Genomic DNA, 5851 nt, shown 5'->3' with positions numbered 1-5851 from the left:
TGCTTAGAGTGATTAGAGCTGGTGCTGATAGGCAGATCGAACTCGACCGACCTCATCCTTACCAAGGATGCGCTCTACCATCTGAGCTATATCAGCACTCTAAAATGAGTGGAGCGGGCAGCGGGAATCGAACCCGCATCATCAGCTTGGAAGGCTGAGGTAATAGCCATTATACGATGCCCGCAACACGTAACTCTGAGAGCTATTTCCTTAAGAATATGGTGGAGGGGGACGGATTCGAACCATCGAAGGCGGAGCCGGCAGATTTACAGTCTGCTCCCTTTGGCCACTCGGGAACCCCTCCAAATTTTTTGACCATTTTCACTGCTAATGGAGAAAATGGTGCCGACTACCGGAATCGAACTGGTGACCTACTGATTACAAGTCAGTTGCTCTACCTACTGAGCTAAGTCGGCATAAGTGGTGCGCATTCTAGTGAATGATCTTTGGGGTTGCAACCCTTATCTCGAAAAAAAACTCATTTTTCAGAGGATTTTGTTTAATCGATGTTTTTTCAGTCAAATTACCGCGCAATCGCTAATTCTCACATCATTCTATTTTGTTTTATCTTTACCTTATTGTATTTTCGCTCTCCTTATTATTAACCACATGATTGAGCCGATGATGAGTCCCTACTTAACCTTTGATCGCCAACACTGGGCTGAATTGCGCAATTCAGTACCCATGACGCTTTCTGAAAGCGATCTTAAAGAGTTACAAGGGATCAATGATCATTTAACCATGACTGAAGCGGTTGAAATTTATCTTCCTCTCGCTCGCCTGCTCAATCTGTATGTTGCAGCTCGTCAAAGTCGTAATGGTGTATTGCATCAGTTTTTGGGGAATACCGAATCTGCACCACCGTTTGTTATTGGAATTGCGGGCAGTGTAGCGGTAGGTAAAAGCACAACCGCTCGTTTGCTGAAAGCCCTGTTATCACGCTGGGAAAACCATCCTAAAGTTGAACTGATTACTACTGATGGTTTTCTGTATCCGAATAAAGTGCTGACTGAACGCGGCATCATGCACAAGAAAGGCTTTCCTGAATCTTATGATATTCGTCGGTTGGTTGAGTTTGTATCCGAAGTCAAAGCGGGACAGCCGAATGTGGTCGCTCCCGTGTACTCACACCTGACTTACGACATTACCGATGAGCTGAAAGTGGTGGATCGTCCGGATGTGCTAATCATCGAAGGATTGAATGTACTGCAAAGTGGTATGGACTACCCTCACGATCCGCATCGTGTGTTTATTTCTGATTTCCTCGATTTTTCGATTTATGTCGATGCCGATAGTGAACAGATCGAGAAATGGTATGTCGAACGCTTTATGAAATTTCGCCAAGGTGCTTTTAAAAAGCCCGGTTCGTATTTCAGTCACTACACTGCCCTAACCGAGACGCAGGCAGAGCAAAAAGCACGTTCGATTTGGGAAGCCATCAACGGTAAGAATCTGGTTGAGAATATTCTTCCGACTAAAGGGCGTGCTCATCTGATTTTGCGTAAAGGGCTTAACCATACTGTAGAAGAAGTGCTACTACGTAAATAATCCTTTCCAGCCGGACGACTCTCATAGCAATAAAGAGGCTTTCGCCTCTTTATTTTGTCTTAGTCGCTTTTACGCAGTGATATTTCCCCACCAATAAAGCTTTTTAAGCCGTCTTCGGTTTCTAATAGCACGCCACCGTGCTCATCAATCCCACGCTCAATCCCACGAACCTCATTCGTCCCCATCAAAAGTTTGACTGGGCGGCCAATAAAATTGTCCCAACGATTCCAACGTTCAACGAAATTCTGCATTCCAGAAATTTCGTATTGGCGTAAGGTGCGATCTAAAGCAGTAATAAGATTGATGGCTAAGGTATTGCGATCGATGCAACTTTGACCCGTGACTTCCGCAAGACTAACCCACGGTTGATCAATATTGCCTTCGTTATCGCGCATCGCAAGGTTGATTCCCATCCCAATCACCAAATGCGCAGCTGCACCTGCTTGGCCAGACATTTCCACTAAGATGCCCGCCAGCTTTTTGTCTTGATAATAGAGATCATTTGGCCATTTGAGCTTTACGCCATTCGCACCCATGGCTTCCAGCGCCTCGACAATCGCCACACCAACCACCAAACTCAGTCCCATCGCAGCCGCCATACCAGCATCTAAGCGCCAGTACATAGAGAGATAAAGATTGGCACCAAAGGGGGATACCCAATGGCGGCCACGTCGACCACGTCCGCTGGCTTGATATTCAGCTAAACAAACAGTTCCAGATGACAGAGTGCCTACGTGATCAAGCAGATATTGGTTTGTCGAACCAATAATCGGATGCAACTCTACAGGGTTGGTCACTTGAGATTGAATCACTGATTGCTCAAGTAGCATCATAGGTTGTGCGAGTTGATAACCTTTGCCTTGAACCCGAAACACATCCACTCCCCACTCTCGGATACCTTGAATGTGTTTACTGATTGCTGCGCGCGAGATCCCTAATTGAGCTCCCAGTACTTCACCAGAGTGAAAATCTCCATCCGACAACTGTTTGAGTATGGTTAATTTGGCACCGTGCTCTTTCATTCTTGTTCACTCATCCATTGGGTCAGATTGGTTTCCTTACTTTCCCCCATAAAACGCACCTCGTGCTCCAGTTCGATACCGTAACATTTAAGCACTTGTTGTTTTACGTAGGCCGCCAGTTGCAAGATATCTTCCGCACAAGCTTCGCCTGTATTCACAATCACCAAAGCTTGTTTGGGGTGTACTTTCGCCCCACCGATTTGCTGACCTTTCAATCCCGCTTTATCAATCAGCCACCCTGCAGCCACTTTGACTCCCTGCTCAGCAGGATAAGCAACAATATCTGGGTGCAACGATTGTAAACGAGCAAACTCTTGCTCACTGACTACAGGGTTTTTGAAGAAGCTCCCCGCATTCCCCATTACTGTAGGATCGGGCAATTTCTCCATTCGAGTTTCACAAACTCGCTGATACACATCGTGTGCAGTACAAGTCAAAGGAAGATCTTTTAACGGGCCGTAATTGATAATCGGCTGCCAAGCTTTAGCTAGTTTCAGTCCAACCGAAGTGACCACCGCTTTCTGATAAAGCTGATGCTTAAAAATCGAATCGCGATATCCAAACTGACACTCTTCTACCGTCAAACGCTTCACTTCACCCGTTTCTAGACATAGATAATCCACGTAGTGGCAGACATCTTTAAACTCGATTCCATAAGCACCAATATTTTGAATTGGCGCCGAACCTGCACAGCCTGGGATCAACGCAAGATTTTCAAGCCCACCAATACCTTGCTCGATGCACCAAGCCACTAGTGAAGGCCAATTTTCTCCTCCTGCCACGTGGAGCCAGTGATAGCTCTCATCTTGTTGATGCTCAATTCCAAACAGTCGATTCAGTATCACCATCCCCGAGTAAGGGCGAGTAAACAGCATATTGCTGCCTTTGCCAATGATCAGCTTAGGCACACTTGCCCATTGCGCTGAACAGTACAGGGCTTTTAGATCATCAATCGATTCTGCTACTGCTAATTGCGCAGCAGATTGTTCAATACCAAAGGTGTGATAGGGCTTTAGGCTGACCCCGAGTTGAATTTGCATGGTCGTCTTAGGATAACTTAAACTGGCCACATTCTACCTCAGATGACCAATAAGCACGAAAGACCAATGTTAGAGTTTCAGCAATTTGATCCCATCAAACTCCCGCTCATCAAACGTTTTTATAAAATGTACTACCCAGGGACTAAACCCAAAAGTGATGAGCAGATCATTGTGGCATTGGAAAAAACAGAAATCATCGCCGTTGTACGTTTTCGTGCGATTGGTGTTCATCGTTTACTCACTGGCATGGCGGTAAAAGAGCAAACGCGCCAACAAGGTATCGGTAAGCAACTTCTCCATCATTGCCAAAAGGAATTACTTAACAGCTCCACATACTGCTTTGCTTACGCACACCTCGAACATTTCTATCAACAAGGCGGTTTTGTTCGAATAGAGGCATCCGAGCTTCCTCCCGAATTGCATATTCGCTTTGAACGTTACTCTAGAGCAGGCAAGGATCTCATTCCGATGCAATATCAAGCGAACTAATGTCAAGAATGGTCGCCATTTCTAGCCTTTTCTTAACCAGTTTTGGTAATATCCACTGCTCGCAATTTTGCACACAACAAGGTAATGCATCCCAATGATTGCTCGAAGAAACCCTATCGAACAACTACCAGCGATTGCGCAAGATCCTGACAAGTTCGGCGTACTGCTCTCTGCTGCGGAATTTCGAACTCATTTGGTGGAATCGATTCGTCAGGCGCGCAAACGCATCTACCTCGTTGCACTCTATTTAGAAAATGACGATGCTGGCCGTGAAATCCTCACTGAACTATACGCAGCTAAGCAACGTAACCCAGGTCTCGACATTCATATCTGCGTTGACTGGCATCGTGCCCAACGTGGATTGATTGGCGCCGCCGCATCCGAAGGCAATGCGGCCATGTATCGAGACTTTGCTCAGCAATATGAGCACTGCATTCCTGTTTACGGTATCCCAGTAAGAGGACGCGAAGTTTTCGGCGTGCTACATCTTAAAGGCTTCATTATTGATGATCAGGTTATCTATAGTGGAGCCAGCCTTAATAACGTTTACCTACAGTACCATGATCGTTATCGTTTCGATCGTTACCATACCCTCGAAAACACGACTCTTGCAGATAGCATGGTACAATTTATCCAACAAGAAATGCTCGCTCACCCGGCAGTGAACAATCTTGCTTGCGATAGCAAACCTACAACCAAAGAAATTAAAGCCGATATCCGCCAATTTCGCGCCTCGCTTGCTCTGGCTAATTATCAGTTTGCCAAGCAAAAAGTCGCAGAAAGTCAGGTAGCAGTCGTTCCACTAGTAGGCCTTGGAAGACGTAGAAACCGACTCAATCAAGCAATCGTCCAACTATTAGCTTCAGCCAAAGATGAAGTTTTCATCTGTACGCCATACTTTAATTTTCCACCAAGCATTGCTAAAGAAGTAAAAAAAGCGCTGCGACGTGGGGTGAAAGTCCATATCGTGATTGGTGATAAAACCGCTAACGATTTCTATATTGCTCCCGAAGAACCTTTCAAAACTATTGGTGGCTTACCTTACTTATATGAGCTGAATCTTCGCCGTTTTGCTAAAACAAATGAAGCGCACATAGCGAGTCGTAAACTATCTATCCATCTATGGAAACATGAGAATCATAGCTTCCATCTCAAAGGAATTTGGGTAGATAAACGCTACATGCTACTGACAGGTAATAACCTCAATCCGCGAGCGTGGAAGCTCGATCTGGAAAACGCGATTTTGATCCGCGATGATTACCATCACCTAACGGAGAAATTCGATGCAGAAATTGAAAACATACTGCAACATACCCAGCTCATCTGCACTTATAAGCAAATTGAGAAACCGGAGCAGTACCCAGATCGAGTTCAACGTTTAGTTCGTAGAATTATGCGTCTAAAAGCTGATCGAGTTCTCAAACAGATACTGTAGCCTTAAAATTCTAGATTCGTGATAATCCTTCAAGCCGATGCCCAACGTATCGGCTTTTTGTTATCTCATTATCATCTCATTTCAGCCCCCCCCAAAAAAACCGTAATGACTCTAGGTAAAACGGCACTAAACGTATTCCTCTGCACGCAAGTAACCGCTAAGCGGTCATTTGAATGTTATTAGACATTGGAATGGAATAAAGTGCAGCAGCGTTGATACTGGGATGCGGGAGTACAAAAAGAAAGAGAAAGCAGGAAATCAGAGAAGGCGGAAGGGAACTCGACGAGGGGCACGAGTATCGGTAGTGATAGTGTTTC

Annotated in this window: 5 protein-coding genes and 4 tRNA genes; 3 read left to right on the top strand and 6 right to left on the bottom strand. The window is 45.4% G+C overall.

Translation table 11 applies throughout. From position 1 onward, the window contains the following. Positions 1–19: 19 nt before the first annotated feature. From D908_RS04355 to D908_RS04370, 4 genes are all read right to left on the bottom strand, one after another. Positions 20–96 (bottom strand) — tRNA-Thr (locus D908_RS04355). A 13-nt stretch (positions 97–109) separates the two neighbouring features. Further along, positions 110–184 (bottom strand) — tRNA-Gly (locus D908_RS04360). Between the two features lie 35 nt (positions 185–219). Then, positions 220–304, bottom strand: a tRNA-Tyr gene (locus D908_RS04365). A 36-nt stretch (positions 305–340) separates the two neighbouring features. Beyond that, positions 341–416, bottom strand: a tRNA-Thr gene (locus D908_RS04370). Between the two features lie 208 nt (positions 417–624). Between D908_RS04370 and coaA the strand changes: the two genes are divergently transcribed. Further along, positions 625–1548 (top strand): type I pantothenate kinase, encoded by a 924-nt coding sequence (coaA, locus tag D908_RS04375; RefSeq protein WP_005526287.1) that lies wholly within the window; start codon positions 625–627, stop codon positions 1546–1548. Between the two features lie 59 nt (positions 1549–1607). On the opposite strand, the gene birA is transcribed toward coaA, so the two are convergent. Then, a complete protein-coding gene (gene birA / locus D908_RS04380; RefSeq protein ID WP_005526285.1) occupies positions 1608–2570 on the bottom strand; it encodes a bifunctional biotin--[acetyl-CoA-carboxylase] ligase/biotin operon repressor BirA in 963 nt (320 codons plus the stop codon). Beyond that, the gene (gene murB, locus D908_RS04385) at positions 2567–3640 is read right to left on the bottom strand and encodes a UDP-N-acetylmuramate dehydrogenase (protein WP_005526282.1); all 1074 of its coding nucleotides are present in this window, start codon (positions 3638–3640) and stop codon (positions 2567–2569) included. Before murB ends, birA begins: the two co-directional genes overlap by 4 nt. 36 nt (positions 3641–3676) lie before the next feature. On the opposite strand from murB, the gene D908_RS04390 reads away from it, so the two are divergent. Together D908_RS04390 and pssA are read left to right on the top strand one after the other, a co-directional pair. Beyond that, positions 3677–4099, top strand: a complete 423-nt coding sequence (locus D908_RS04390) for a GNAT family N-acetyltransferase (RefSeq protein WP_032467693.1) — start codon at positions 3677–3679, stop codon at positions 4097–4099. Positions 4100–4193: 94 nt separating this feature from the next. Continuing rightward, the gene (pssA, locus tag D908_RS04395; protein ID WP_005526277.1) at positions 4194–5534 is read left to right on the top strand and encodes a CDP-diacylglycerol--serine O-phosphatidyltransferase; all 1341 of its coding nucleotides are present in this window, start codon (positions 4194–4196) and stop codon (positions 5532–5534) included. The last annotated feature ends 317 nt before the right edge of the window (positions 5535–5851 follow it).

This window comes from Vibrio mimicus CAIM 602, from assembly GCF_000338875.1.
In the GTDB taxonomy this organism is placed as follows: Bacteria; Pseudomonadota; Gammaproteobacteria; order Enterobacterales; family Vibrionaceae; genus Vibrio; species Vibrio mimicus.
The sequence above is the reverse complement of the archived record's forward strand: the minus strand, read 5'-3'. Positions and strand labels throughout refer to the sequence as shown.